This window comes from Flavobacteriales bacterium, from assembly GCA_016124845.1.
In the GTDB taxonomy this organism is placed as follows: Bacteria; Bacteroidota; Bacteroidia; order UBA10329; family UBA10329; genus UBA10329.
This window is the reverse complement of sequence record WGMW01000029.1, coordinates 98,674-123,098: the sequence shown is the minus strand read 5'-3', so window position 1 is coordinate 123,098 and position 24,425 is coordinate 98,674. Positions and strand designations below refer to the sequence as shown.

Here is a 24,425-nt window from a genome sequence, read left to right as displayed (position 1 = left end):
GCACAAAATGTTCCAGACAGCTCTGTTCGTCAGCGAACCGCTCGAAAAAATCCTTGAATGTCATCATGTTCTTAGTTTTGACACAAACCAAGAACCATGCACCGTAACCAATTTACGGGGTCGGATTGCGGATAATCATTAAAGCTTTTTCATGCATCACCTGCAAAGGAGAGTTGGAGAACTGTCGAGATTCCAAGGATTTCTAGTGGATAGAGAAGAGATGTCAAATAGAAATGTAGATGGTCTTGAAGGCGAAAGGTTTTGTAAGGGAATTGTTCAGTTGAAGTTTAATGCTTGGTCCTATATGGATTCAAATCTGTGGGCAGGGTTAGTTCATTCCATATTTGAAAAACTGAACGAGTATATAACCGATAGTACCAAGAGTGGAGTTGCGAAATTGCTTGTAGAAGAAAAGTTGACCGAAAGCCTTCAGTCGTTGCACATACTAAAGCAGACTGAGGAAAACAGAAAGCAGCAATTAGAGCGCCTTAAAAAAGGTTATGAAAAAGAGAAGGGGCAGCTCAAAGTTCGAATTTCAAGGAAGATTGGTCAAAACATATTAGCTCTTAATGGTTCAAATTCTCGTTTAAAAAAAGAATTTGATGAACTCTATTCCGAGAACCCGCAGTTTGGTCAATTATTGAAGGTTGAGGGTTTAACGGTTTTATTGGATGAGTACAAACTTTGGGACGGGTTTGTAAGGAACTTACGTTTTGTAATCACTCGCCCCATGTATTTCATCATGGCAGTGATTGGGATACTGGTTGCTGGCGCTTTTATGATTTCAGGCATTGATTTCGGATTCAATAAATATGCTGGTTCGGTTTTAGCATTCATTGCTGGGTTTTCTCCAACGGGTTTCTCCGCTGTTAATTGGTACGTGAAAAACCGAAAGTCAATCAATCAATTTCTCACGAAATTCAACCAAGTTGTTGATGATACACGTCAATTGGATGAACTGGTGAAAGGCTTGGAATCTGAAATTGAGTTAATTGAGGGTCAGCAGAAACTTGCGGAAATTAAAATCAACGATTTATCTAAAAAGATTAAGAAGGTTGAAGAGGATATGACCAGCAATCTCACACAAGAGGCAATACACAATTTTATCGGTAGTCGAGCTGAGCATAAGGAGTATAAAGATCATCTGGGAATTATCTCAATAATACGTAAGGATTTTGAGACGCTAAGTGAACTTTTTCTAGAGGAGAATACGAAGTCTGAACCTTTCCTTCAGGATAAGCAGAACCTTGTGGCACAAGAGAATCGACAAATACTTATTGAGAATAAAAAGGTAATCAAAGAGCAGTTTTCGGAGGGCAAAAAGCTTGAACGGATTGTCTTATACATAGATGATCTCGATAGATGTTCAGATGAAAAAGTATTGGAGGTTTTGCAGGCGGTTCACTTGTTGATGGCATTCCCCTTGTTTGTGGTTGTGGTCGGAGTTGACAAAAGATGTGTCAATAATGCCTTGAACTACAAAAACATTATGCAGTACCAAAGGGCAACTGGAGTGGAGGACTTGAATCTGCTTAAGGATAATTTCGACATTCAAATTATTCACCCAAATGAGTATCTGGAAAAGATATTTCAGATTCCATTTCAAATTCCTGAAGCTGTTCCTGATAAGATTAAAGATTTGATAGAAGAGTTGTTAAAAGGACAGGTGCGTTCAGTTCAAGAGGCCGAGGAGCAAGATGAAGAAGAGCAGTTTGAAGAAGCGGCTGCGGGTGATGCTGAAGGGTTATTAGGGGAGGAAGATGGAGACGAAGTAGGTCTGAGAGATGAAAATGAGCAGTTGCTTGATGTGGCTGATACACAGGAAATGTACAATGAGGAAGCGGTTGGTGAAGTTGATGAAGAACCTGAACCTGAGGTGGCCCCTAATGATAATACTATGCAACAAAACTTAGTAGACTCTGCGCCTGACCTGAGACTTACTGAGGAAGAAAAAGAAAACCTTAAGAGTTTATCTGTTTTAGTTGGTACAACTCCTAGAACCATCAAGAGATACGTGAATCTTTATAGGATTCTTCGAGCGCATAGTGGTTTGCAGTTCAATGGATTAAGCAATGAACAGAAACTCGGTGTAATGTTTTTGCTTGCAATGCGTATTGGGGACAATAGAGATGATGCCTTTGAGTTTCTTAAGGAAGCCAATTCGAAAAATAAAGAGGAGAATTTAAGAGCCTTGATAAGCGAAACTAAGTGCTCGAAAACCTACAAACTACTGGTTGATAATCAATTAGAGTATATATTTGATTTGAAGTGTGGAGATGTTACGGTGAATTCAAATTTTGTCAAACGGTTTTCCTTTACTGAATCCTTAACAGGAACAAATAAGCTAAAGGAAACTACTGGTAATGGTGGCTGACTGTACCAGACAACCGATTCATCTTCCTTACCTTCCGCCTCCCAAAATTTAAGGCATGGCAGACGATAGCGCGTTAGGTAGCATTGATTTTATTTCGGTTCATCGGGTAGGAAACAAGGCCAATGAAGAAGGCATGGTGCTTTCGGCAGAACCGCTCCAATTGGAGTGGCCGCTTACCGAGGCGTTGCAGGAGTATTTCAAGGCTCCGCTAAAGGCGGAGGAGTTCTACAAACTCTACCATGAGAGCGACTTGGAGCTCAATGAGGTCTACACGTTTGTCAGCGCCATTTTCGAGAACCCGGAAGGGTTGCACGAGCAGTCGGTAAAACTGGCCAAGCACCTGTTCGAGTGCAGCACGCATCCCAATATTAAAGGTGGCGAGTTCTACACCGTTTACTTTAAGCATTGCCTGTTGGATGGGCATTTGATAGATGCCGTAGGGCTGTTCAAATCAGAGAACAAGGACACGTTCCTGAAGGTGAACCCTTCGAACGACAACTTCATCGTCAATACCGACCAAGGCACCAACATCAACAAGTTGGACAAAGGTTGTCTCATTTTCGAAACGGAACAGGAAGATGGCTACGTGGTGGCCGTGGTAGACAATACCAACAAGCAGAGCGAAGCGCAGTATTGGATAGACGATTTTCTGGGCCTCAAGCAACGCGAAGATGCCTACTACCAGACGCAGAACGTGATGGCCATGGCCAAGAGTTTCATTACCAAGGAACTACCGCGCCAATTTGAGGTGGACAAGGCCGATCAGGCCGATCTGCTCAACCGTAGCATCAACTTCTTCAAGGAGCAGGAAACCTTCAACATGAACGACTTTGAGGCGGAGGTCATCGTTCAGCCGGAGGTTATCAGTCAGTTTCAGCAGTTTCGCCACGATTATCAGCAGGAACGGGAGATGTATGTGGCCGATGCGTTCGATATTTCAGCACCAGCGGTAAAGAAGAAGCAGGGCACCTTCAAGAGCATCCTCAAACTCGACAAGAACTTCTCTGTCTATATCCATGGCGACCGCAGCATGATAGAGCGCGGTCAGGATGCCGATGGCCGTACATACTACAAGCTGTACTACGAGGAGGAGCGGTAGCGCTAATGGTTCAATGTGCTGATTAGCGAATTAGCGAATGCCCAGACTGTGTTGATCATTCGCTAATCTGCCAATTATCCCAACTTGCTAATCATCAAGCCCCCAAGAAACTTCCTCCACAAACCCGTAGCACCAGACCTGTAATGGCTTGCGCACCCGGATGGGCAAGAAAAGCCATCGCTTCGGCAATGTCTTCTGGTTTTCCAGCCTGTGCCAAGCTTGTCAATCTTTCTGCAAAGATGCGGGTCATCAACGGCATGGTCTTCACCATTTCCGTTTCAATGTAACCTGGAGCAATAGCATTGATGGTAATGCCTTTGGCTTTCAGCTCCTTTGCTTTTGAAGCGGAATAACCAATAAGTGCGGCTTTGGTGGCCGTGTAGTTCGTCTGCCCGAAGTTGCCTGCAATACCAGAAATAGAAGACGTGCTGATGATGCGGCCACCTTCAGGAATCAATCCCATGGCCAATGCTTCTTCTGTAAGTGCAATAACTGCCGTAAGGTTGATGGCAATCACCTGATCCCAATAATGCTCAGGCATGTTCTTCATGGTCTTATCGCGGGTAATACCTGCATTATTGATAAGCACATCAATGCGGCCATGCTTGGCTTTGATGTCTTCCAGCAGTTGCTTGCGCACTTCAGCATTGGTCAGGTCGGCACCCATAAAGCTCACTTTGTCCGAGAGCAATGGTTTGGCGCGTTCATCCATCTGAGGAATGTCCGCAATGATGACCGTAGCACCTTCTGCCGCCAAACGCTTTACCGTAGCCGAACCGATGCCACCTGCACCGCCTGTTACCACACATACTTTATCAGAAAGGTCGCCCGCTTTTGGAGCTTCCTCATTCAGAACAACTGCTTGTCCTGTAATGAAAGCCGAACGCCCCGAAGTGAAGAACTGCTTAGGAACGGTGTAGTTGCTCAGCTCCACATTCGGTGGAAGTTTGAGAAGGTTTACCGTAGTTCCACGTCCGCCCAATTCCTTTGCCAGCGAACGGGCAATGCCTTCCAGCGAACGCTGGTAAGTGGAGTAAGTCACATCCTCGATCAGTTCCGGTTGAACAGAATAAAGAAGCACCTTTCCATTGGCTTTGATATTCTTGACACCTTCCTGCAGTTGATTGAAAACGGCTTTCAACCCCGCTTCATCCTTTACCGAACGGCCGTCCACCACCAAGGCGTTTTCGGTGATGGTTGTTCCGTCTTTCCAAGGAGCATACGTTTTTATCAGTTGAGCTGGAGGCGGAAAGCCGAGGAGGGCGAGTATCTTTTCTTTCATGGGACGATTAGCAAATTGAGATAATGAGCGAATTAGCAAATGTGCGAAACTAACTTCATGAGTTTGAATTAGCGAATAATCATTCAGATAGGTTCATCAGGTCATCTACTGGTGAATACAACTTTCAAAAGACATTTTTTTGGCCACAGAAACACAGATTTTCACAGATTTCACAGAGATTTTCTGTGAAAACCTCCGTGTTTTCTGCGTTTCTGTGGCTATTTCATGTTGCTTTTTCACCTTCTCATTCGCTAATCTGCTAATTCGCCCATTCGCTGATGGATACGCCAACTTTTCCGAATCCCTCTATCACTTCGGACAGAACGACATTGAAAACCAAAGTAACCTGCCAGAATTTCCGCTAATGGACTGATTTTCAGTAATGGACAGGTGTTTGACCAATGCCAACCGTATTAAAACCAGTACAAAATGAACTTCAATAATTTCACTATAAAGTCGCAGGAAGCGTTGCAATCCGCTACGCAAGAAGCGATGAACAACGGCCAACAGGCCATCGAAACGGGACACATCCTCAAAGGGGTGTTGAACGTGGATGAGAACGTAACTCCCTTTCTTCTGAAGAAGTTGGGCGTGAACGTGCAGGCTTTCGAAGCTGCGGTTGATAGTCAGGTAAAGAGCTATCCCAAGATTGAGGGAGGACAACCATACCTGAGCAACAACGCCAACCAAGTGCTGAACAAGGCCAATAACTTCTTGAAGGAGTTCGGGGATGAGTATGTTTCCATCGAACACATCTTGCTTGCATTGCTTAACGGTGGCGATACTGTTGCGCAGATAATGAAAGACAGCGGGGTGAGCGAAAAGGAACTCAAAGCTGCCATCACTGAACTTCGTAAAGGCGGAAAAGTGACCAGCCAAACAGCTGAGGACACCTACAATGCATTGGGCAAGTACGCGCTGAACTTCAACGAACTTGCGAAGAAGGGCAAACTCGACCCGGTCATTGGTCGTGATGATGAGATCCGAAGAGTACTCCAGATCCTATCGCGAAGAACCAAGAACAACCCGATTCTTATCGGTGAGCCAGGTGTTGGTAAGACCGCCATTGCGGAAGGAATTGCGCACCGCATCATCAACGGAGATGTTCCAGAGAATCTGAAAACCAAGCAACTCTTCTCATTAGATATGGGCGCGCTGGTAGCAGGAGCCAAGTACAAGGGCGAATTTGAGGAACGATTGAAGTCGGTGGTCAAGGAGGTCATCTCTGCCGATGGCGAGATCATCCTTTTCATCGATGAGATTCATACGCTTGTTGGAGCGGGTGGAGGCGAGGGCGCCATGGATGCGGCCAATATCCTCAAACCAGCTTTGGCGCGGGGTGAGCTGAAAGCCATCGGTGCCACAACCCTCAACGAGTACCAGAAATACTTTGAGAAGGACAAGGCGTTGGAGAGACGTTTCCAGAAGGTGATGGTGGATGAGCCGAGCACCGAGGATGCCGTTTCCATCCTCCGTGGACTGAAAGAGAAGTACGAAACACACCACAAGGTGCGTATCAAGGATGAGGCGATCATCAGTGCCGTGGAGCTTTCGCAACGCTACATCAACGACCGTTTCTTGCCAGATAAGGCCATTGACCTGATCGATGAGGCGGCTTCTAAACTCCGTTTGGAGATCAACTCATCGCCACAGGAATTGGATGAAATTGAACGTAAGATCCGTCAGTTGGAGATTGAGCGCGAGGCCATTAAGCGCGAGAAGGATGAGAAGAAGCTGGCCAAGTTGGCCGAGCAGTTGGCTGAGATGGGCGAGGAGCGTGATCAGCTGAAGGCCAAGTGGCAGAACGAGAAGGATATAGTGGAAGGCATTCAGCAGGCCAAGGAGGACATCGAAAACTACAAGCTCGAAGCCGAGCAGGCGGAACGGGCAGGAGATTTCGGTCGTGTGGCAGAGTTGCGCTACGGTAAGATCAAAGAGGCCGAGGCGGTGCTTGAGGAAAGCAAGAAGGAGTTGGAGGAACTGCAGTCGAACTCACCACTCATCAAAGAGGAAGTGGATTCGGAAGACATCGCAGGTGTGGTTTCGCGCTGGACGGGAATTCCTGTGAACAAGATGCTGGAAAGCGACCGCGAGAAGCTGCTCCGTTTGGAGGATGAACTGCACCAACGTGTGGTCGGACAGGACGAAGCCATCGCTGCCATTTCGGATGCGGTGCGCAGAAGCCGCGCTGGCTTACAGGATGAGAAACGACCTATCGGTTCGTTCATCTTCCTCGGGACCACGGGTGTGGGTAAAACAGAGCTTGCCAAGGCGCTGGCCGACTTCCTTTTCAATAACGAGCAGGCCATGACGCGTATCGATATGAGCGAGTACCAGGAACGCCACTCGGTGAGCCGATTGGTGGGTGCGCCTCCCGGATACGTGGGGTATGATGAAGGCGGTCAGTTGACTGAGGCCGTGCGCAGAAAGCCGTACTCAATCGTGCTGTTGGATGAGATTGAGAAGGCGCATCCGGATGTGTTCAACATCTTGCTGCAAGTGTTGGATGATGGCCGCCTGACCGACAACAAAGGTCGCGTGGTGAACTTCAAGAACACCATCATCATCATGACCTCGAACCTCGGTTCGCACCTCATTCAGGAGAAGATGGCCGACATCAACGAGGTGAACAAGGACGAAGTGCTGGCCTCTACGAAGAGCGAACTGTTTGAACTCTTGAAGAAGTCGCTGCGACCGGAGTTCTTGAACCGAATCGATGACATCATCATGTTCACACCGCTGACGCGTGAGGACGTGACGCAGATCACGCGCCTACAGTTGAACGCTCTTGCCAAGCAGTTGGCCAAGAACGGCATCGACTTCAGCTACACGGACGACTGCGTGGAATGGATCTCGCAACTCGGCTACGACCCGCAATTCGGTGCCAGACCATTGAAGCGCGTCATTCAACGCGAAGTGCTGAACGAACTCTCCAAGCAGATCCTTGCGGGGAAAGTAAATAAGGACGGAGCCATTGTGCTCGACTGCTTCGATAGGGAAGTGGTGTTCAGAAACAAGACGAAGGAAGAAACAACAGCGTAAGTTGTTTTGATTGAACGGGAAATCCCCGTCCGCCTCAGGCGGACGGGGATTTCTGTTTACTGATGTAGAGAAAAACAAAACCCCACGGAGTACGCGGGGTTGAAGGTCTTACCCTACGGCATATAGCCTTATTGTGATAAGATTGATACTGCGAATTTAGATTGAAAATTTAGAGCTTCCAAGCAGTTTTTCAACTATTTGAGACCGTAAATAGGATACGGTCTGCTGCTTTTTATTTCACGCATCAACATTATTCATACTTTCAAAGTGTAAAAGACCAACAGACCATGAAAAGAATACTCGGATTAGACCTCGGGACCAATAGTATCGGTTGGGCCGTGGTAAATAGATACACCGAAAAGGTGGAAACTAACGGCCTTTGGCGAAATGAAGAGCATCACGACCTACAGGACAAGGGCGTTCTCATCTTCTCGGAAGGAGTGAAGATTGAAAAAGGAAATGAATCTTCTAAGGCGGCTGAAAGGACGGGATACCGGAGCGCACGGAAGATCAAGTTCCGTAGAAAACTGCGAAAGTATGAGACACTGAAAGTTCTGATTAAGGAAGGGATGTGTCCGTTAACCATAGAGGAATTGGAACATTGGAAAAGTTCCATTAATCCTGAGAACGGGAAAAAGCGATCCTTTAAACACTATCCGAGCAGCAATGCTTTCCGTGAATGGTTGCATACCGACAATGAAGGAGATAAGACAGAACGCAAAAAGCAGCGCAAGAATCCGTACTACTTGCGGGCAAAGGCATTGGATGAAAAACTGACCAAAGAGGAGCTGGGAAGGGTATTCTATCATTTTGCGCAGCGCAGAGGCTTTCTGAGTAATCGGCTTGATAGTTCTGACATGAGTGAACTGGAGAAACTCATGCCCGAGATACAGCAACTGCTGAATCTATCTGTATCGTTGGAGGAACTTGAAAGCGAATTGGAAGAGTTCTTTGAGAATTACGACCTGACACAGGAGGAGTTCAAGGGAGTTAAAACGCTAAGAAACTCGTTTTTGGGAACTATCAAAAATAATCGCTCACTACCATTTGAAGAATTAAAAGAGCGATTGGACAAACGTCTTAACAAGAAAGATGACCTTGGAAAGGTTAAAGGTGGAATTTCCGAACTGAGCGAGGAAATATCAGAGGGCGGATTCCGAACCATGGGCGAGTATTTCTACTCCTTATATACGGATGCGAAGCCCATCAGGAAACGCTACACGGCACGGGAGGAGCATTACCTGCACGAATTCCATGAAATATGTAAGGCACAGAACGTTAATGATGCACTTAAAAAGGAATTGGAAGATGCCATCTTCTTTCAACGGCCGTTAAAATCGCAGAAAGGGACTGTTGGTAAATGTTCCTTTGAACCGAGTAAAAGCCGTTGCCCTGTTTCACATCCCGATTTTGAGGCGTTCAGGATGTATGCATTCCTGAACAATATCAAGATAAAGACCCCTGAGGACGAGAAACTACGCTTTCTGAATGAAAAAGAAAGAGAAAAGGCCCTTGGACGCTTTGCGCTCAAGAAGCCTAATTTCCCATTTGAGGAAATAGCCAAGGCCATTGCCCCGAAGAATGACTACGCCTACTACAAAGGAAAGGACGCTGGAAACAAAGGGTACCTGTTCAACTATCAGATGAATGCCACGGTGGCGGGATGCCCCGTTACAGCACGGTTGAAGGATGTGTTCGGTTGCGAACTCGAAGACATCCATGTCACTTACACCGCCAAGAACGGAAAGGGTGAAACGGTCAATAAAGCAGTGGATTACCGCGACCTGTGGCACGTACTGTTCTCGTTTGACAGTAACGAACGGCTTGTTGCCTATGCCAAAGACAAGCTGGGACTAAGTGATAAAAAGGCCAATGCCTTTGCGGCCATCCGTCTGAAAAAGGATTACGCTGCATTGAGTCTGAAAGCCATTAACGGCATACTTCCGTATCTGAAGAAAGGACTGCTGTATTCGCATGCGGTTTTTATGGCCAAGTTGCCCGACATTATTGATGTCGATAAATGGAAGGGAAATGAGGATTTCCTGAAGGGAGCCATCAAAGATGTGATTGACAACGATAAGGAAGACAACAGGCGGGTTAATCTGATAAACGACCTGCTTGCATCCTATAAGGAACAGTATCCGAACAAGCATGATAGTGCACATCAACTGGATGCCATTGATCATCAGATGGTGGCAGACAAACTGATAGAGGTCTACGGAAACAAAGGGCTTGAAGCCATGAACGAGGAGCGAAGGAAGGAACTTGTTTCAGATGTGGAGGCCAAATACCTAAGCTGCATACGTACAGGCAAATTCCTTCCCAAAAAGCGGTTGGACGAAAAGGTGCTAGACCTTATAAAAGATAACAGTCTTTGTTCGGACGAATCACGATTACAAAGGCTTTATCATCCTTCTGATATTGATACCTACCCAGATGCTGAACGGGCTGCCGATGGTAAATTGTACTTGGGAAGCCCGATGACCAATTCGGTGCGGAATCCGATGGCCATGCGTTCGTTGCATCAATTGCGCAAGCTGATCAATACCCTCATCAAAGAGGACATTATAGATGAAGAGACCATTATTCACATAGAGCTTTCGCGCGAGTTGAATGATGCCAATAAGCGCAAGGCCATACAGAAATGGCAGAAACGGTTGGAAGATGAAAAGGCGGCTAACCGAAAAGAGATTGCCATACTCTACGAAAAGGAATGTGGCAAGAGCATTACGCCCAATGAAGATGATGTTCTGAAGTACAAACTTTGGCTTGAACAGGGGAAGAAATGTATCTATACGAACAAGACGATTTCCGTTTGTGACTTCGTTGGTTCTGATCCCAAGTTCGATATTGAACACACCCTGCCTCGCAGTATTTCTGAGGATAACTCAGACATGAATAAAACGCTCTGCGACCGTGAGTACAATCGCGAGGTAAAGAAGAACAGGATACCTGCTGATTGTCCGAACCATGATGACATCCTTGAAAATGTTCAGCATTGGAAAGACCAATATGAGGCGTTGGACAGACAGATAGAAGCTGTTTCACGAGCCGTAAAAGCATCAACCACCAAAGAGGCTAAAGATGCCCGAATTGAAAAACGGCATCTGTTGCGGTTGGAACGCGACTACCTGCACGGCAAGTACGAACGTTTTGCCATGAAGGAAGTGAAAAGCGGTTTCAAGAACAGCCAGAAGGTCGATATCGGCATCATCTCCAAACTATCGAGGGCATTTCTTGCTTCGTTATTTCCCAAGGTGTACTCCGTTAAGGGTTCCATGGTGGATCAGTTCCGCAAAGCATGGGGGCTGCATGAATTTGCCAAAGATGAGAATGGAAACTACTTGCACGATGCCAATAGCGAACGAATTTACTTGCCCAAAGACCGAAGCAACCACACGCACCATTGTCAAGATGCCGTGGTGATAGCCTGCATGAGTAAACAGAAATATGATGTGCTCGCCTCGGCTTGGCGCAAGGAAGAGGATGGGAACATCAAAGCAGCCAAGGCCATTTTGGAGGCCGCCAAGCCGTGGAAAGGCTTTACTGAGAATGTAAAAGCCCTACGGGATGAGGTGCTGGTAGTGCATCATTCACCTGACAACGTGGGCAAAGCCTCCAAGAGAAAAAGGCGTAAACGTGGAAAGATAGACAAGGACAAGAATGGCAAGGTGGTCTATCTGCAAGGAGATTCGGCACGGGGTTCATTGCACAAGGATACTTTCTATGGTGCCATCCTGAGGCCAGCGAACAAGGATGTGAACAAACCAACGTTGGATAAGGACGGCAACGTGGTGGAGAAAGTGTTTTATGTGGTTAGGAAGGAGATAAGTGGTTTAAAAGATAATGAACTGGAAAACATAGTTGACGAGAAGGTTAAGGAAATCGTAAAGGCAGCCCGTAATACGGAGAACGCGCTCAATAAAGAGATCGCAGAACTGAACAAGCTGCGTAAAAAGGCCGAGGAAGAAGAACTTGCAGCCATTGATGCACAGATAAAGGCCATCAAACTACGTATTGAGAATGACCTCTACCGCATACCGCCACGAGAAGGCAAAACGCAGTTTACGCCCATCAAGAAGGTAAGAGTGTACCAGCCAACGGTAACCGACCCTATCCATTTGAAACCGCACAGCCATGTTTCAAGACACGCGCATAAGGCAAACTATCATGTAATGAATGATGGCAATCATTTATTTGCGGTTTACGAGGGAACGGATAAGAATGGTAAGATAATTCGAGATTTCACTATTCTGAATATGCTGGAGGCTTCCAATGGAATGGCGGTGTCAGAGGTGAGCCCAAAGGGTTTAAAACTGAAATTCAAGCTGACAAAGGGAATTCTAGCTCTATTCTACGAGAACCATCCTGACGAGCTTAAAGGTTTATCCACCAAACAACTGAGTGCCAGAATGTACCAGCTTGTGAAATTTGATAAAAGTGGCAGGCTTTACTTCAGGCCACATACAGAAGCACGTGCAGCCTCTGACCTGAAGGAGAAGAGTTCAATTGACCTTGATTCTCCTTGGGAACAAATCGTATTGACCAGAAACAGTTGGAATTTTTTGGCAAGTGGAGAAGGATTTGAAATAAGCCGTAGTGGGCAGATAACCTTTGATTTTTAGCCACGAAGAACCCTGTCAGAGTTCAAAAACTCTGACAGGGTTTAGGTTAGACTTGATCGATCAAACACAAATACAATGGCCAATAAGACCCTCTTCTTCAGCAAGCCCTATCATTTGCATAGCCGACTGGAACAGTTAGTGATAGACGATAAGGAAACAGGGGAGGTGCATACGCGCCCTGTGGAGGATCTTGGTTTTGTGGTGCTGGAGCATCCGCAGATCACGTTCAGTCAGGGCATTATGCGGTTGTTCTTGCAGCATAATGTGGCGGTTATCTTCTGCAACGAGAAGTTCCTACCCAACGGTATGTTGCTCAATTTGGATGGTAATCTTGTACAGACCAAACGCTTTCGTTCACAACTAGAGGCGAGTGAACCGCTGAAGAAAAACCTGTGGATGCAGACGGTGAAGCAGAAGCTGGTAAATCAGGCGGCTATTCTGAAACAGGAGGGGAAGGACCACGAGGCATTATTGTTCAAGGCCAAGCAGGTGCGCAGTGGCGACCCTACCAATGAGGAAGCGAAGGGGGCGGCCATTTACTGGCCGCGCCTGTTAGGAAGCGATTTTAGAAGAGAGCGGTTCGGTGATGCGCCCAATGCCATGCTCAATTACGGTTATGCCATATTGCGGGCTGCTACGGCAAGGTCATTGGCGGGGAGTGGTCTGCATCCCACATTGGGCATCTTCCATCGCAATCAGTACAACAGTTACTGCTTGGCAGATGATATTATGGAACCTTACCGTCCGTTTGTAGATAGGCTGGTGCTTGATTGGATAGAAGAACACGGCATGACCAATGAGGTGGAGAAGGAGGCAAAAGCGCATCTGCTGGGGGTACTGACCATGGACACCATGGTGGGCAAACGTCAGCGGCCTTTAATGTTGGCGTTGCAGGAAACTACGGCCAGCTTAGCCGCCTGTTTTGAGGGGACGGATAAGAGCTTGAAGTATGCCAGTTTGAATTGAATGAAAACCCTGTCAGAGTTCAAAACTCTGACAGGGTTTAGTTGTAAGCACGAGAATGAAAAACAGACAGAGCGTTTTAAGACCGAACGGGTTCTATCATGTTTACAATCGTACCAATGGCAATGAACGCTTGTTCAGAGTAAACGACAATCACCGTTATTTTTTAGATCGGTACCGTCATCATCTTACACCATTGGTAAAAACGTATGCGTATTGCCTAATGCCTGACCACTTTCATCTGTTCATCAGTTGCAGGAACGAATCGGAACTGATTGGGGAATACCTGAAGAGTGCCGGAGGCAGGAGGACAACCCTGTCAGAGTTCCGAACTCTGACAGGGTTAGAGCAGGAAGAAATTCTTTCAAAATTCATTTCCCAACGGTTCTCCAACCTGTTCAATGGCTATACGCAGGCATTCAATAAGGCACACGCAAGACATGGTTCGCTGTTCAGTAGACCATTTCAGCGTATTGAAATGGATGGTGTAGAGTATTTTCAAAAACTTGTCAGGTATATCCATCACAATCCGGTAAAGGCCGGACTGTGCAACCATTTGGACGATTGGGTATTCAGTTCATACCGTTCAATTTTGTCAGAATCGGCCACGCACCTTGAAAGGGAAACGGTAATTGGTTGGTTTGAGGGAAAGGATGAGTTTGTGAACTATCACATGGATGGGCTTTGATTCAGCAACGATAACCCTGTCAGCGTTTTAAACGCTGACAGGGTTGATTTAGAAATACAAGATGAAAGACCGCCAGGTACGACTCAATAAATACCATATCATGTGGCTATTCATATTCTTTGATCTCCCTACCGAAACAAAGACTGACCGTAGGAAGGCCCAACAGTTCAGAAAGGAGCTGCAAAAGGATGGATTTACGATGATGCAGTTCAGTGTATATACACGCCATTGCGCCAGTTGGCAGAGCGGCCAGGTACACATCAAACGGGTCAAGGGTCTGATACCGAGCAAAGGACACGTCAGCATTGTTCAGATAACAGACAAGCAGTATGGTGATATCCTCAACTTCTGGGGCAAGAAGAAGGAGACGTTGCCGCAAGCATCGCCCCAATTGGAATTGTTCTAAAAAAGCAAATGCCCAAGCTGCATTATCTGTGCAACAAGGGCATTTTCCAAATTGAAAGACTTTTCTAAATCGCTGTTTTTCAGATCAATGAAATACATGATAGTATTTCAAAGATCGCTTATCAATCAAACCACAACTTTCGGCTTTCGCTCACAGCCAAGGGCGTAGTATTTCAAAGATCGCTTATCAATCAAACCACAACTTCTTGTACAGGAAGTGAGGCGCGGCTTTAGTATTTCAAAGATCGCTTATCAATCAAACCACAACTGGCTCATTGGTCAAGACAAGGACTTCGCCAGTATTTCAAAGATCGCTTATCAATCAAACCACAACACGCTTGTAGAGCTGCTGTCGCCTGAGATTAGTATTTCAAAGATCGCTTATCAATCAAACCACAACCGTTCAGGTCGCATGGTTGTACAACGCCAAAGTATTTCAAAGATCGCTTATCAATCAAACCACAACTGTCAATCCCCGCACCGTCCGCAGACGAAAAGTATTTCAAAGATCGCTTATCAATCAAACCACAACTTGGAACCTTCGGGTCTTTGAAGTACTTCTAGTATTTCAAAGATCGCTTATCAATCAAACCACAACCAAGAGACAACCGCCCCAACAAGTGCCGAAAGTATTTCAAAGATCGCTTATCAATCAAACCACAACAGCTTCTCGCTGTTCTTTGCCTCTATCATGAGTATTTCAAAGATCGCTTATCAATCAAACCACAACTGCTGTTGGCTCTTCCACTTTCAATTCCCAAGTATTTCAAAGATCGCTTATCAATCAAACCACAACACTGCAGACACGCGCACGCGTTTCCGTATGAGTATTTCAAAGATCGCTTATCAATCAAACCACAACAACCTCTTACGAATGGTGATCGCTGAACTTAGTATTTCAAAGATCGCTTATCAATCAAACCACAACCTGCCTGCAGCTGTGCCTGCTCCTACTATAGTATTTCAAAGATCGCTTATCAATCAAACCACAACTCAAACGTGTTGTAAATTGCGTGTCCTTGAAGTATTTCAAAGATCGCTTATCAATCAAACCACAACAGAAGGCGGTTCAGAACAAGGCCGAAGAAGAGTATTTCAAAGATCGCTTATCAATCAAACCACAACTGTCTCTTCAGCCTCTTCTTCAGTAAACGAGTATTTCAAAGATCGCTTATCAATCAAACCACAACTTTGACTTCTGATCGCCTTTGGACTTTGTAGTATTTCAAAGATCGCTTATCAATCAAACCACAACTTCTTTGAGGCAACAGAGCCATTGATTTTAAGTATTTCAAAGATCGCTTATCAATCAAACCACAACCTTGGCGTTACGTTAGCCAGCAATGGCGCGAGTATTTCAAAGATCGCTTATCAATCAAACCACAACTATCATCCCCACCGAACGGCTTGCGGTAAAAGTATTTCAAAGATCGCTTATCAATCAAACCACAACTGTTATCAATGACGGCTTCCTTATTTATAAAGTATTTCAAAGATCGCTTATCAATCAAACCACAACGGATGGTTGAGGCTGATTCTGGAATTTCAAAGATAACTGGTTACCTAACCCACCGCTTCCGTTAGTTAACTCCCCCAAAAAGAAATCCTAAAAACGCCATTGGTTAGTTAACGGGGCGGTTCAGTTGGTTAACGCAGGGAAAAAGAATGGATGCAAAACGCATGGGATAGCTAACGGGCCGATTCAGTCGGTTAACGGAGCGCGAAGGTTAGCTTGCTTTTTGCGTAGAATGACATCCTGGACCGTGGGTAGGAGAGTGGGTGAAAAACTTTTTTTTTCATGCCATGCAATAAAGTGAAATATGTTGATGTTATAGCATGTGAACAACGTCTGATACTGCGCAACACGTAGAAGCTATGAGCTATTACAAAGCAGTATTCAAATTCAACAGGTCCATTGAGGAGAAATCCCCAGAGGAGCGTGTGATTCAAGCAAAAATGTCCACAGACCCGCTTTTCGCGGATCCGCCCGTGCCTTATGCCGATTTTCTGATTTCCATCAATGCACAGCAATTGGCGGTGGACAATGCACAGAGCGGAGCAAGAGACAAGATCGCCTTGATGCGTACCAAGGAGCGGGAGGTGGACAATATGGTGCGCAAGTACCGCGATTACGTGACGGACATTGCTGATGGCAACACCGACATTATTCTGAGTTCAGGATTCAAGCACACGAAGCCCCGTGCCAGCGCAGGTGATATGCCCAAGGTGAAAAATGTTAAGAATATGCGTTCTGAGGAGTCGGGTACGCTGAAACTGAAGTGGAGCAGGGTGGAGAACGCGGCCTTCTATGAGGTGGACGTGCGCGAGGTGGTTTCTGAACAACCGATGCCACCGGATCCGACACCACCGATTCCACCTACTGACGGTTCGACCGTTAATGGACCGGAGGTAGCGGTGGTGGAACGTCCATGGAAAACGGTGGCTTCCAGGCCAGCCAATGCGGTGATAACGGGACTTACTCCTCTTAAATACTATGAAGTGCGCGTACGTGCGAAAGGCACCAAGGGCTATGGGGCTTACTCCGATGTGGTGGTGATGGTGGTTACCTGAAGATAAAAGCTGCGGTCTGTCTAACCTGCGGTTTCAGACGTTGTTTCACCGACAGCTTGCGCCCCGTTCGCCTTAAGCGGATGGGGCTTACCATTTAAAGTGGAACCGAAATGTTGTAATTGAAGAAAGCAATTGTTGAAAGCATCAACAGAAGCAAGATGCAATTGGTATGATCAGCAGAGAGCAGCGCAAGCTCCCTTGGGGTGTATGTTTCAATCATAGAAACTGCATCAGCCACTCCCGTGCTTCCCTGTCGTCTGTGAACGACCGCATGGGAATGGGCGGTTTCTTCAATCGGAATAGGATGTTCATGATGAGCTTCGAAAGACCAGGCTTGGAAACCATGGCCATGGCCGTATAGACCTTCGGAAGCTGTTCCGTGGAGAAATTCCGTGTCTCCTTGTCGGGAACAGGCGAATCGCAGAGATAAATGAGCAACGGCACCCGTTTGTTTCCAGTGATCTTCTTTACCAGCGCAATGTTTTCCGAGATGTTGGCAACCGTGCGCTTGGGGTTTTTGGAGTAGGAGTAGAGGATACCTACTGGGTCCAGTTTATAATCGGCAATGGGGCCTTCGATCAGGGGAATGTCGTCAAGTAGTATGATGCTGCTCATGGGTATGCGAAATTACTTTGGATGATAGACCGATTCGGCCTTCTTCATTACATCTTCCCTTTTCAGGCTCAACTGCCGTAGTTGCTGCTTGCTGAACAGTTCCATCTGGTCGTTGTAATGTGGACTTTCGGGGTCGAGCGAATTACCCAGCGGTTGCAGGGCCTGCAGCCGGGTAAGACCATCCTTATCGAAAGCGGCAAAGAGCATGTACGAATCACCGTATTCGGGTGTGAAGATGAAAGAGCCTGGCCGCTGTTCAGGATAGCTCGGACTGAGCATGTCGGCAAAGCCGCGCAAGGGCAGATTCTTATCGCCACGGATGTTCCGATGAATGGTGCCCCATTCCACTTTCACTGTGCCGAAATGTGCCTTCAGCGTGTCGCAGGCATTGCGCAGCGTGCTCACCCATTCGTCCTCATCCACCGCGAACCCGCGTACGAATTCATTATCGTCATAACCGCGTCTTGTGAATATCTCACGGAGAATCAGCCCCAGCAGGGTCGGAGCATATTCATGTATCTCGCTGGTGCGGTTCCACGACTTCAAAATTCCGATGGCCTCCTTCAGGTCCGGGTATTTGTTCCCATCCAAATGGAACAGCGGCTCCATCGATTCACCGAAACCGCCTTTGTGCGAAAGCGTGACATCGAATTTTATCTTCCGAAGGTCATCCAAACTGAACCTGTCCTTTTCGTGGATCAGTTCCTGAAAGCGGTTGGCGCGGTTGTTATCGCCCGGCAGGTCGTCCACCGCATAGTTCGGGTAGGGACATGACCCCTCAAAACACTCTTTGGAGGAGGCGTGGAACGGGGTGTTGTTCGTATTGAATACAAATCCGCATTCAGGGTTCACCGTCTGCGGCATGCTGTCCAGCGGAACAAGTTCTGTCCATAGCGTTTTGGAGGTGTTTCCGGGCAGAAGCCCTTGCCAGTCGAAACTAAGGTCGCGCTTGGGCAGCGTGCCGTGTTCCAAGTAAAAGATGTTGTCATCCCTGTCGCCATAGACCACATTGAACAATACGATGGCGTGGATATCGAGGGCTTTTCGGAATGAATCGTAATCCGTGGCCTTGTTCATGTAGTAGAGCTGTTCGGCCGCCCTCACGCTTTGATTGGCTGGGAAGCGTACGGAATAGAAGTTATTGCCCTTGTCGCTTTTGATGGTGCAGCCATATTTGCTCCAATAGGTCATCTTCCTAACGGGAATGACAAACCGATGGTGTTTGCCCAACCCGACCTTCAACCAAACCGGCCGTTTCTCCAATTTCAGCTCTTCACCGTCCATTTCGTAGGTGAGGGCCTTGCCTTTCACCATGTTCAGTTTGAACACGTCCAAACGGTCAAAGAAATTCCAGGTCATGCCCCATGCCAGGTTTTCGTTGGCTCCCATGTTCACCGAACTGGTGCCTTGAAAAAGCGCGCCTTCGATGTTCAGTCCTTCATCACTATGCAGATGGGTCTCGTAGAAGGAGAGACCTCCGTCCATGCCCATGTGCGGGTTGGTACACACGTATGTTTGGCCGTCCACGGTCAAAGTGCTGTTGAGGGCAAAGGCGTTGGAACCAACGGGTTTGCGGTTGTGCACAGGGAAGTTAACCGTCACGGTATCATAAGTGCCACCAACGGCATCGCCCACGGCATTCTGTGCATCCGACAGAAAGGCCATCGTTACCACAAAAGCGGTGATGATGTCCTTGGAGGTGGCAGGAAACGCCTTTTTCAGTTTCACTTCATCAGGATGGGCAGCTGCGTAGGCGTTCAGTCCTTGAACAAAACCGTCAATATACTTCTTGAATTCGGGCGATAGGTCTGCTTCGAACCGTTCCTCTACCAACTGCCGCGCACCGATGGCGTGAATGAAATAATCGGCAGGAGCACCCTCAATACCATCCACACGCCCCATCATTTCCTTGCCGATATAGACCAGGTTCTGTGTCTCTGAAAACGCATCTTCGGCATTGGCCCAGGCCAGTCCGTAGGCCACTTCGGCATCAGTAGGCGCGAAAATGTGCGGAATACCGAAACTGTCGCGCACAAGCGTGATGTTGCCGGGGTCGATCTTTGGAAATGTGCTCTGGGCATGGGAGATTTGGGCCGTGACCAGAAGGAGCAAAAGGAAAGAAAGGAACAGGTTTCTCATGGGGTTTAGGTCTGAGGAACGTTACGGAGGTATTTCTTCCGATAGATGAGGTAGAGCCGAACCACAGGTGTAATGGCAACCAGAAACGTTCCGAAATAGAAAATACTTCTGTCGCCAAGCAGGGACGGGACAAAATAGATGAGGATATAATTCTTGAAAAGTGCCAGCCAGATGACCACGGACCCCCAGCGGTGGATGATTTTCCACATACGCCTTGACATATTGCGCTCCACAACGGGAATGGACGTGATACCCATCAGGTTGATGAAGGCGATGGGAATAAGTTGCAGCCCGAACATGAACGGGCTCATGCTGATGGTCTTGTGCAAGAACATCAACTGAAAAAGATGGAATGTGAACGAGTAGGCAAAGGCAATGCCCAGCGTTTTACGATGGGCCAGAAGGTAACGGGTGAATTTTGAGTTGAACAGCAGGTGAATACCACGAAGCATGTATGTGAGACAGAAGAGTACGGTACAGTACCGCATGGTAAAGGTGACCGATGCCCGATGCGCCTCATGTGTAAAGCCGTAATGCCATAGCACCACTATGGAGGCGATGCTTTGGAACACCATCAGTACCAGTAGTAATCCCCATTTGTTCATGAATGTCTTCAACCTCTGAAAAGTTTTTCAGAGTTAAGAAAGTAAACCGCGAAAACGAAATGTTCTGTCAAAATCTTTGAGGTGAACGGTATGAAGTATGGCGACCATCAATAAGAAATGTCGCATGACCTCTCCAAGCAGATACTCACTGCAAAAGTGAACAGGGGTGGAGCCATTGTTCTTGATTGTTTCGATAGGGAAGTGGTGTTCAGAAACAAAACGAAGGAAGAAGCCACAGCGTAAGTTGTTTTGGCTGAATGAGAAAGCCCCGCCAATTGGCAGGGCTTTCTGTTCTGGATTGATCCAAAATCAATTTGGCGAATGTAACGCCACTCGATTTCCTTCCGAATCGATGAAATGTGCCATGAACCCATTTTCGCCAATGGAAGTCTTAGGCATAAGAATGGTAGCATCTGCTTCCTTGGCCCGCTCAAGTGCAGGAGCAAGGTCATCACCACCATTCAGGTAAATGACAACACCGTTATGCGATGGTTCATACCCTTCGCCTTCTACCAATGCCCCACTTACACCCTCGTTGGGGTCGTAAGGGAATACACCGTACTTCATATTGTCATGCGGCATTTCAGTAATTTCCACGTCAAGCACCCTGCTGTAAAAGGATTTTGCTCTCTCGAAATTTTTGACTGGAATCTCGAACCAGTTGATCATGTTTTTCATTTTACCGTGTTTATCAGGTTACAGCGGCAAAGTTGATAGGGGCTTATGACAAGGGTGTGTCAGGGGTGGAAAGAAATTCTTCCATCTGCTGAGAAAAATAGGTCTGAAGGTCGAATTTTCGGTCGTCAAATGTTTCATCCAGGAACTCGATCTTCGTCATTCGATCTATTCTGAATGCCCGATTGGCCTGACGAAGATGGCACCAGGCTATCAGGATCCAATTGCCCTTGGAATAGTAGATGGCCACAGGTTCAATGGTGCGCGTAATGGGTGTTTCGTCCGTGGGTTTCTGATAGTCAATTCGTGTTCGAATACAATCCGTAATGGCCTTTTGCAGTTCGGAAAGGGAATGGCTGGTGGTGTAGCTATCCTCTTCAAAACGCATTCGGAACATTCTACCCGCTAATGTTTCGCTTTTCTCTTTGATGTTGTATCGGAAAACCGATTTTATCTTGAGCATGGCCGCATCGAAATGCTTGACCAGCGAACCGTCTCTGGCCTGATTGATAAGGTATTCCGCAGTAATGAGTGCGTTGGCCTCTTCCTCAGAGAACATAAGAGGCGGAAGCGAGTAACCTTCCACAAGTGTATAGCCTTTTCCTTCTACCGTGCTGATGGGAATACCCGAATTCTCCAACGCGCGGATGTCGCGGTAAACCGTGCGCACGCTTACACCGAACTTCTGAGCAATTTCCGTTGCCGTCACCATGCGTTTTGATTGCAACATGGTGGCTATTTTGGTAATCCGTACCAGTCTGGAAACTTCGGTGTCTGTGCTCATGGATGAGGAACAAAGCTAATTACTTGAATCGGGTATCTGCTTCGGGGAGCCGTGGTCTGTCTTAATGACGGAAATAAGAAATCCCCGCCCGCCTCAGGCGGACAGGGCTTTTCTATTAAATGAATTGTCTCGGATGAATTACAATCCGGCACCCGAAAAGGTGTAAAGGATGGCTCCGATCGCTGAGAAGCAGAGTACCCAATAACCCGAATTGATCAGGATTCCTTTGAGGCTTCTTCGCTCAAAAAGGGCGTTGGTGATCAGCACTGGAAGGGCGTAATACAACGAATCCAGCATGCCATGGAACGCGCCATGAAGCGTGTGTCTGAATTCCTCCGGGTGCTTGTAGGCCCCACCCGAAAGTTTGTAGGCCACGACCATTGCCAACAGGAACGATACCCCGAAAATGAGAGGCATGTTTCCCTTTTTCGTGTCGTCCTCCGTCATGCCGACAGATTCCATCCAAGCCTTTCCGAACACTTTCGGATTGTACCAGATGAATCCGATGACCAATGTTGATAGGGTCGCAACGGCCACTGCGATCCAATTTGCGCTGTGCATCATGCTGTTTGATTTTGATGGTTTATGGTTCTAAGGTACGCGATCGGAACTTTTGGGACACACCTTGTCCACACATCATCATCGGCTAAGGAGATCGTTGTAGATCGCCTGTTGAAACGCTCGTCCCTGCCGGGTCAATTGGTTCAGCTGTTCGTCATTCTCAACCTCGTACATCAAAGGTTCATCAAGCGAATGATGGAAGGTGACCGAGCCGCTGTCCGTGACCCATCCTGAACCATAATAGAAACAGTAGTAGGCAAAATGGTTGCTGTATGGGTTGAACATGTCCTTGCCCCAATGATATTGCTCGGTTTCCATGCCAAGTTGCTTCAGTAGCGTGGTAGCAATGTCGTTCTGCGAAAACGTGTTTCCGATCTCGCGCTTTCGCCATGCTTCTTTGATCGGATTGCCATAGAACACCAGTGGAATATGATGATACTCCTTCTGTTCCAGATCAAAGTTTGCGGGGGAGCCATGACTATGGTCCGGAACGAGAATGAAGAGCGTGTTCTCAAACCAAGGTTCCTTCTTGGCAAGCTGAAAGAAATGCCTCAAAGCACGGTCTGCGTATCGGATGGAACCGACATAATCGTTGGTCTCTTCGCTATCTGGCGCAGGTTCAAAATCATAAGGCGAATGGGAACTGAGCGTGAACCAACATTGGAAGAATGGTTGTTTTGAGCGATGAATGATCGAAGCGAATTCTTCCGCCATCAGGTAGTCGTGAACTCCAAGGTCGCCACGTGGAAGATCGGCCGGCAGGTCAGCCGTTTCGGTCACATGGTCAAATTGTCTGTTGATCAGATATCCCTTCAGATTACCGTAGTTCAACTCTCCACCGAAGAGAAAACCGGTCTCGTATCCATTCTTTCCCATATCGATGCTCAGGCAGGGAAGACCGCTCACTTTTTTCAGGTCGTTGACCAAAGCAACTCTGGAAGTGGCGGGATAGCCGCTGAGCACGGCCGGAATACCTTGGTCTGAAACATAGGCGGCAGGGTAAAAATTGCTGAAGCGGATGCCTTCGTAGGCCAGACTGTCGAAGAACGGTGTAAGCGGCAGACCACCGAAAGAGCCGCAGACATTGGCATTCCAGCTTTCGAGAAGTATGAGAACCACGTTCGGGCGCTGGTCTTTCAGAATGAGAACGGTGGTGTCTTTTTCTGCCCGAAACAGTTCGCTGACAATTCGGTCGGCAGTTTCATTTGGCATGGCCAGATAGGGGTTCTCGGAGGATGATGAATGTGATTCGAGTGCATCTTTGGCCAAATGGCGCAACGGGTTGAGTGCAGCATCATTCAGCGGCTGATGCTTGGAATAGTACGGGTCGCTCTCGGTTATCGGAATGGCCTGAACCCCTCCACGGATAAGGATGATCAAGAGCGGAACAGAGATCAACGGGAAAGCAAGGCTCCAAATAATTGAAGGTCTTTGTTCCATACTGGACGGATGCGGCATTGGCTTGGCCAACCATTGGTCATATAGCTTCAAGTACAAGAAAGCAAACAGTCCCAACGGAAGGCAGAAGAGCAGAAGCAGTTGCCAAGATGCGGAACTGAGCACTTCTGCGGGATGCTGAAAATGGGAAAGCGCCTGCGTATTCAATTTGGTGTGCCATTCCTGATAAAGGGCAAGTTCCCCGAAGCAGATCAGGCAATAAACAATGATCAGCATTCGATTAAGAATGTGAACGCTCCGCAGTACCGAATTCCAGCGTGTGAAGTTGAAGAGGATAAGCAGTGGAATGGACGGCAAAAGAAGGTAGGCAGCAGTCGATAGGTCGAGCCGAAGACCTGCGTAAAACGATTCAAATATCTCTGGCCGTGGCACAGAATCTAACAAACCCAGTATGGAAAAAAGAAACAACCATCGCCCAACGGCAAACAGGATCATCCAAAAGAGGATGAATCGAATTGAAAAACGGAAGTCAGACAAATCGTTTTATCGGTATAGTGTGGTAATGTTAAGAAATATCGCTTTGAATATGCGCGAAGTCG

The 24,425-nt window shown here is 47.2% G+C and carries 16 protein-coding genes and 1 CRISPR repeat array; of the genes, 8 read left to right on the top strand and 8 right to left on the bottom strand.

What is annotated here, in order from left to right:
• The first annotated feature begins 151 nt into the window (after positions 1-151).
• Positions 152-2,374, top strand: a complete 2,223-nt coding sequence (locus GC178_11590; protein ID MBI1288206.1) for a hypothetical protein — start codon at positions 152-154, stop codon at positions 2,372-2,374.
• Positions 2,375-2,429: 55 nt separating this feature from the next.
• Positions 2,430-3,473 (top strand): nucleoid-associated protein, encoded by a 1,044-nt coding sequence (locus tag GC178_11585; protein ID MBI1288205.1) that lies wholly within the window; start codon positions 2,430-2,432, stop codon positions 3,471-3,473.
• A gap of 94 nt (positions 3,474-3,567) precedes the next feature.
• Here the strand turns inward: GC178_11585 and GC178_11580 are convergent, their stop codons facing one another.
• Positions 3,568-4,755: an SDR family oxidoreductase gene (locus tag GC178_11580; protein MBI1288204.1), complete on the bottom strand. Its 1,188-nt coding sequence runs from the start codon at positions 4,753-4,755 to the stop codon at positions 3,568-3,570.
• A gap of 429 nt (positions 4,756-5,184) precedes the next feature.
• Between GC178_11580 and clpB the strand changes: the two genes are divergently transcribed.
• From clpB to GC178_11550, 6 genes are all read left to right on the top strand, one after another.
• A complete protein-coding gene (clpB, locus tag GC178_11575; GenBank protein ID MBI1288203.1) occupies positions 5,185-7,797 on the top strand; it encodes an ATP-dependent chaperone ClpB in 2,613 nt (870 codons plus the stop codon).
• A gap of 287 nt (positions 7,798-8,084) precedes the next feature.
• Positions 8,085-12,422, top strand: coding sequence for a type II CRISPR RNA-guided endonuclease Cas9 (locus GC178_11570; protein MBI1288202.1), 4,338 nt, complete (start codon positions 8,085-8,087; stop codon positions 12,420-12,422).
• 75 nt (positions 12,423-12,497) lie between these two features.
• Positions 12,498-13,388, top strand: coding sequence for a type II CRISPR-associated endonuclease Cas1 (gene cas1, locus GC178_11565; protein ID MBI1288201.1), 891 nt, complete (start codon positions 12,498-12,500; stop codon positions 13,386-13,388).
• Between the two features lie 220 nt (positions 13,389-13,608).
• Positions 13,609-14,073, top strand: coding sequence for a hypothetical protein (locus GC178_11560; protein ID MBI1288200.1), 465 nt, complete (start codon positions 13,609-13,611; stop codon positions 14,071-14,073).
• A 61-nt stretch (positions 14,074-14,134) separates the two neighbouring features.
• Positions 14,135-14,479 (top strand): CRISPR-associated endonuclease Cas2, encoded by a 345-nt coding sequence (cas2, locus tag GC178_11555; GenBank protein ID MBI1288199.1) that lies wholly within the window; start codon positions 14,135-14,137, stop codon positions 14,477-14,479.
• A gap of 101 nt (positions 14,480-14,580) precedes the next feature.
• A CRISPR array of direct repeats spans positions 14,581-16,053; the repeat unit is 36 nt; unit sequence AGTATTTCAAAGATCGCTTATCAATCAAACCACAAC.
• Between the two features lie 300 nt (positions 16,054-16,353).
• Complete coding sequence (locus tag GC178_11550) at positions 16,354-17,049, top strand: hypothetical protein (GenBank protein MBI1288198.1); 696 nt, start codon at positions 16,354-16,356, stop codon at positions 17,047-17,049.
• Positions 17,050-17,265: 216 nt separating this feature from the next.
• On the opposite strand, the gene GC178_11545 is transcribed toward GC178_11550, so the two are convergent.
• From GC178_11545 to GC178_11515, 7 genes are all read right to left on the bottom strand, one after another.
• Positions 17,266-17,664, bottom strand: a complete 399-nt coding sequence (locus tag GC178_11545) for an STAS/SEC14 domain-containing protein (GenBank protein MBI1288197.1) — start codon at positions 17,662-17,664, stop codon at positions 17,266-17,268.
• 12 nt (positions 17,665-17,676) lie between these two features.
• On the bottom strand, positions 17,677-19,803 hold the full coding sequence (locus GC178_11540) for an acyl-homoserine-lactone acylase (GenBank protein ID MBI1288196.1): 2,127 nt from the start codon (positions 19,801-19,803) through the stop codon (positions 17,677-17,679).
• A gap of 5 nt (positions 19,804-19,808) precedes the next feature.
• Positions 19,809-20,420: a hypothetical protein gene (locus tag GC178_11535; protein MBI1288195.1), complete on the bottom strand. Its 612-nt coding sequence runs from the start codon at positions 20,418-20,420 to the stop codon at positions 19,809-19,811.
• 297 nt (positions 20,421-20,717) lie between these two features.
• A complete protein-coding gene (locus tag GC178_11530) occupies positions 20,718-21,086 on the bottom strand; it encodes a VOC family protein (GenBank protein MBI1288194.1) in 369 nt (122 codons plus the stop codon).
• A gap of 43 nt (positions 21,087-21,129) precedes the next feature.
• Positions 21,130-21,867 carry a WYL domain-containing protein gene (locus tag GC178_11525; GenBank protein ID MBI1288193.1) on the bottom strand — a complete coding sequence of 246 codons (738 nt, stop codon included), beginning with the start codon at positions 21,865-21,867 and terminating at the stop codon, positions 21,130-21,132.
• Positions 21,868-22,005: 138 nt separating this feature from the next.
• A complete protein-coding gene (locus tag GC178_11520) occupies positions 22,006-22,428 on the bottom strand; it encodes a DUF1761 family protein (protein MBI1288192.1) in 423 nt (140 codons plus the stop codon).
• A gap of 78 nt (positions 22,429-22,506) precedes the next feature.
• Positions 22,507-24,321 carry a sulfatase-like hydrolase/transferase gene (locus GC178_11515; GenBank protein MBI1288191.1) on the bottom strand — a complete coding sequence of 605 codons (1,815 nt, stop codon included), beginning with the start codon at positions 24,319-24,321 and terminating at the stop codon, positions 22,507-22,509.
• Positions 24,322-24,425: the final 104 nt, after the last annotated feature.